This window comes from Nevskia soli, from assembly GCF_903970205.1.
Taxonomy (GTDB): domain Bacteria; phylum Acidobacteriota; class Terriglobia; order Bryobacterales; family Bryobacteraceae; genus Bog-113.
Genome location: NZ_CAJCHS010000039.1, coordinates 1 through 5,292, shown reverse-complemented (window position 1 = coordinate 5,292; position 5,292 = coordinate 1). Strand labels below are relative to the sequence as shown.

General features: G+C 58.6%; 3 protein-coding genes. 2 read left to right on the top strand and 1 reads right to left on the bottom strand.

The window, feature by feature from the left end; translation table 11 throughout:
- A partial coding sequence (locus H1Y01_RS02025; protein ID WP_219341189.1) for a hypothetical protein occupies positions 1–1,408 on the bottom strand: 1,408 nt, incomplete at its 3' end.
- Between the two features lie 291 nt (positions 1,409–1,699).
- Between H1Y01_RS02025 and H1Y01_RS02020 the strand changes: the two genes are divergently transcribed.
- The gene (locus tag H1Y01_RS02020; protein WP_180538425.1) at positions 1,700–2,746 is read left to right on the top strand and encodes a GTP-binding protein; all 1,047 of its coding nucleotides are present in this window, start codon (positions 1,700–1,702) and stop codon (positions 2,744–2,746) included.
- Positions 2,739–5,292, top strand: a 2,554-nt coding sequence (locus H1Y01_RS02015) for a GH116 family glycosyl-hydrolase (RefSeq protein WP_180538424.1), incomplete at its 3' end; no start/stop codon positions are given. The genes H1Y01_RS02020 and H1Y01_RS02015, both read left to right, overlap by 8 nt.

Sequence of the window (5,292 nt, the reverse complement as noted above, 5' to 3'; positions counted from 1 at the left end):
TTGCTTCGTCTCCTGTGTCCCGGCAATACATGCACCATAGCGCCTCAAGGCTCTCACAGCGTCCGATGTGACGGAAGCCGGCATCGGGCACGTCCATCGGCATGAACTCGCGAAGAGATGGGAAAGCCGGGAGCGTGGATAGTTCGCCATCCTCTACGTTCTTGCAGCTTACCGCGAGTCCCTTGAGCGAAGGCATCCTCGCCAGGGAGGCAAACCCGCGGCCGGTCAGGTTTGGGCACTCGCGCCCCCAGAAGTACTCGATGGTCTTTGATCGACTTAGCGCTTCGAATCCAGCGTCTGTAGCGATTGCGCCTTGTCCCATCAGCATTCGTAGGTTGGGGAGTGTTGAAATGTGGCGCATTGCCTCATCGTCGCAGTGATTATTCTGACATCCGAGGAAACCTAGGTTAGGTAATTCGTTGAGTGACACCAATCCTTGTGAAGTGAATCCGGGAGTATGCCAGAAAAGGTTTAAGGCGAATAGGCCTTCGAGCTGGGCGAGGCCGGCGAGCCCCCGGTCGGTGAACGGGCCGTCGAGTAAGAGGTAATTCGGACCGGCGTCAGCCGACATGAGTCCGTAGGTTAGTTCGCCGCCGTGCCAGCTCTTGAATATCGGAAATTGCTGCAGTAGCGCTAGCCCGCCATCTGTTACCTGGCGGCCGGTTTTGAAGCGGCGCAGGTGAGGCTTGCCCGCCAGTGCCCGTATGGCGCCGTCCCCGGTTGGCGTGCCGAGCAGATTTATGTCTTCAAGGTGGGCGCTCTTGGCCAGACCCGCGATACCGGCGTCTGAAATCCCCGGCGTCCAGCACACCTGAAACCTCCTTAGTTCGACTAAGTGACCTAAAGCTTCGAGTCCCGTATCGGTTATTGAACTATTGCCGCCGCCTAAGTCAAGCTCCCGAAGCTGGGCCATGCGGTGCAGGTGCTTGATCCCTGAGTCTGTTACCTCCTTCGCACCGGAAAGGTCGAGGTGCGTGACGTGCGTCAGCTTAGTGACGCGCTCTAACGCGGCGTCGTTGATCCCGTTAGCGATCACCGTTGCAATCTTGTGTTGCTTGACTACGTCGAAGACTGCTTCCCAATCTCCCTGCGTCTGAGGGCCTTGGACGTTAATGTGATTGTCCTGCCAGTCGATCGTATAAAACGGTGATTTCGAGCTTACGAACACGGGCCCGGACGCGCGCATGATCCCGACTTGCTCTTTAAGCTTGGTCCAGTCTTCGAAACCGTACTCCCGCGCGATGATGTACTGTGCATCGGCGAGGCACGGATTGCGGCTGCCTAGCTTGGCCAATCGCGCAACCGCGGATGGCGCGCCGGCTTGGTATTGCTTGAGAAGTTCCTTGGCCTGCTTGCGAAGTTGCTCAATAGAAGGCCGCGCGGGAAGACGAGGGGCGATATCGGACATAGGATCTCCTTCCAAATTGCCCGTGTCCGCGTCGGGCGGAAAGAAGATCTGGGGTCGTTCGACTACTAAGTTCGGTGGGCTCGGCCCTTTCCCGCGGACTGGATGCGCCCTTTGCGCGTTTTCATTCTACATCATCCTGATTTCTGTTCGCATCGTGATAGCTCGCACTGTGATAGAGCGCGGCTCAACTGAGGCCGAGACTGTTGGAAGGAAACAGCCGACCCTTTTCACAAGTCATGGGAAAGCTTTTCAATGCCATCGGCCTCCCGTTTGTTATGATTGACGGCGTAAATGGACCAGAGGCCGGTGCTCATTCCGCTTGGAGGATTTCTTGGCGCTGGTAAAACAACGCTGATCCTTTCAGCCGCTCGCCTGCTTCGCGGCAAAGGCCTAAAAGTTGCCGCCATTCTGAACGACCAAGGTTCTGAACTGGTGGATACTAAGTACGTGCAGAGCGAGGGGGTCGACGCGGATCAGGTGTCGGGCGGCTGTTTTTGCTGCAGATTTTCCGAACTGATCGAAACCGCGGATCGAGTTCGCGCGTTCGAGCCCGCGGTGATTTTCGCCGAAGCGGTCGGCAGTTGCGCAGATATCTCCGCTACCACATTGCGGCCGCTAAGAATGCACCACTCCAACCGGTTCCGGCTTGCGGCGTACAGCGTTCTGGCTGATCCCGGGCTGGCTCAGGAACTAACAGGCTCCCGCCCCGATCCCGACTTAGCCTTCTTATTTCGCAAACAAATCGATGAGGCCGATCTGATCTGCTTTACTAAGTTGGACTTATACCGGCATTTTCCGAAACTTACAGGGGCGCCGGTTCGGTACTTAAGTCCGCTTACCGGCGAAGGGGTTTCTGCGTGGCTGGATGAAATCCTGAGTGGGGCGATCGAGACGGGAACGCGGACACTGGAGATCGATTATGAACGCTATGCGGGCGCGGAAGCGAGCCTTGCCTGGCTGAATTGCAGCGTGGCGGCGGTAGTGAATCCTGCTATTTCGCCGGCGCAGATGGTCGGGATGTTACTGGACGATCTGGATGCGGCGCTTACGTCAGCTGAACTTAGAATTGCGCATCTCAAGCTGATCGATACTACGCCGTCCGGCTATGTAAAGGCTTCCATCCTCAAGAACGGAGGCAACCCCGGTGTGGACGGAATGTTAGATGCCTCGCCCGCCGCGGCGCATGAGTTACTTCTGAATGTAAGAGTGACCGGTGAGCCGGAAACGCTCCGGCGGATGGTTGAAGCCGGGATAGCGAAGATTCCCGGCCACGTTGAGATAAAGACCATGCGGTGTTTTTCTCCCGCGGCTCCCAAGCCCGAGTGGCGAATTGCCTGATGAACTCAATCCGGCTCGGCGGACGTTCCTCAAGGCCGTCGTCGCAGGAGCCTCCGCCGTTCATCCCAGTTCGGCCCAGTCGCGGCCGACCACCCCGCCGCGTGAGCGCATCCGGTACCCCCGAACTTACTCCGGCCGGCAACTCGCTATGCTCGCGTTCCCGTTGGGTGGGATTGGAACCGGAAGCATCGGCTTAGGCGGACGCGGACAGTTACGCGATTGGGAAATCTACAACCGTCCGGATATAGGCCGCGCGCCACAGTACGGGTTCGCCTCGATCTGGGTGCGGTCCGGAAACTCGGAGCCGATGGCCCGCGTCCTGGAAGCGCGTTTGATGCCGCCGTATGCAGGGGCGGACGGACTTGGCTCCGCCCACGCGCCGGGGTTAAGCCGGCTTGAAGGAGCGATCTTTAGCGGCGAGTTCCCGATGGCCCGGATCGCGTTTCAAGATTCACGCCTTCCTGTTCAAGTCTCGCTCGAAGCGTTTAGCCCGTTCATCCCTCTCGACCCCGAAAGCTCCGGATATCCCGCGGCGGTTCTGCGCTATCGCGTACGGAATCGGCGTAGTAGCGCGGCGCTAGTTTCCATCGCGTTTTCGCTCGATCACATGGCGGGTCCGGCATCTCCCGATTCACTTCGACGCGCCGTAAACCAAGGTAAGTCGATCGAGTTCCGAAGCTCGCTGGGTAGTGACCTTCAAGGTCTGTATATGACAGATCGAAGCGCGCCGGAAGATCATCCCGAACAGGGTACCTTTGCGCTTTCACTATTGCGGCCGGGCGCCGGCAAAGTAACTTACTTACGCGGGTGGCCGAACGCTAAGTGGTGGGCTAGCCCGATGATGTTCTGGGACGATTTCACGGCCGACGGTCAACTAGGTCCCGAGGCTGAAGACCGCAAACTAACCGGCTCACTTTGTCTCCAACGCGAGATCGGGGCGGGAGCGGAGGCGGAATATACGTTTCTGTTGAGCTGGCACTTCCCGAACCGCACGCCGGAGTGGTCCGGCTGGACCGCACCGAAAGGGCGCGAGAAGACGAATCTGGGCAATTACTATTGCACAAGGTTCACCGACGCGTGGGACGCAGCCGAACAACTTACCCGCAGCCTCCCCGAACTGGAAAGGCGCACGAGGAGTTTCATCGATACGATGCGGGCGAGCACGCTGCCGGGCGCGCTTCGTGACGCCGCGATGTCGAACCTATCTACTCTCGTCACGCAAACGTCGTTCCGCACGGCGGACGGGGAGTTCCACGGTTTCGAAGGCTGCAGCGATCACCGGGGATGCTGTTTCGGCAACTGTACGCACGTGTGGAACTACGAGACGGCCACTCAGTTCTTGTTTCCCGCGCTGGCGCGGTCGCTGCGCAAGGCCGCGTTCGGTTACTCGCAGGATGACCGCGGCGGCATGCGATTTCGCCAGATGCTTCCCGATGGTATCGATCGCTTCGGCTATGCCGCGGCGGACGGGCAGATGGGTCAAATCGTCAAGACCTATCTGGACTGGAGGCTTTCCGGAGACACGGACTGGCTTCGCGGTTATTGGCCTAAGATTCAGAAGGCGCTTTCATTCGCGTGGATCCCCGGAGGCTGGGATCCGGACCGCGATGGAGTGATGACCGGCGTTCAACATAACACTTATGATGTTGAGTTCTATGGACCGAATCCGCTGTGCGGCATTTACTATCTCGCTGCCTTGCGCGCCGCCGAGGAGATGGCACGCGTTCTAAAGGACGATGAATCGGCGCGGACCTATCGCGCTCTTTTTGAGAAAGGCCGCGCGTGGATCGATGCCAATCTATTTAACGGCGAATACTACATTCAGAAGATACACAGTATCCCGAAGAATCGGATCGACCCGACGACGGTGGGCGACATGGGCGCCGATCATCCGGAGGCGCCGGAGTTTCAACTAGGCGATGGTTGCCTGGCTGACCAGCTTATCGGTCAGTATTTAGCGCACCTTGCCGGCCTCGGTCCTCTCTTAGATCCTGGGAACATCCGAAAAACGCTGGCGGCGATCCATAAGTATAACTACAGAAGCGATCTTTACGACTATGACTCCTTCCAGCGCACTTATGCTTTGAATGACGAGTCCGTTTTGCTGGTCTGTGACTATGGCAAAGGCGGCAAGCCCAAAGTCCCGTTTCCTTATTACGCGGAAGCATGGACGGGGATCGAATACCTGGTGGCGACGCAGTTCATCACGGAGGGCATGCTGCGCGAAGGGTTGGAGACGATCGAGAATGTGCGTCGGCGTTACGACGGCGAGCGCCGTAATCCATGGGATGAGCCCGAGTGCGGACACCATTATGCGCGCGCTCTGTCGTCCTGGTCGACCTTGATCGCGATTACCGGGTTCCACTATCACGGCGCCGACCAAGCAATGACCCTGGCGCCACGGCTGAAGACTGCGCGGTTCGCGTCGTTTTGGTCGATGGGCGCCGGGTGGGGATTCTTTTCGGTTACAACGGAAAAAGGACTGAGCCGCACCGAAGTCCGCGTAACGGAGGGTTCGCTCCCGCTGCGGTCAATTCGCCTCGGGG

Bases quoted from the DNA above. Each gene is read 5' to 3' on its own strand.
- H1Y01_RS02020 (WP_180538425.1), top strand. From the start codon at position 1,700: ATGGACCAGAGGCCGGTGCTCATTCCGCTTGGAGGATTTCTTGGCGCT.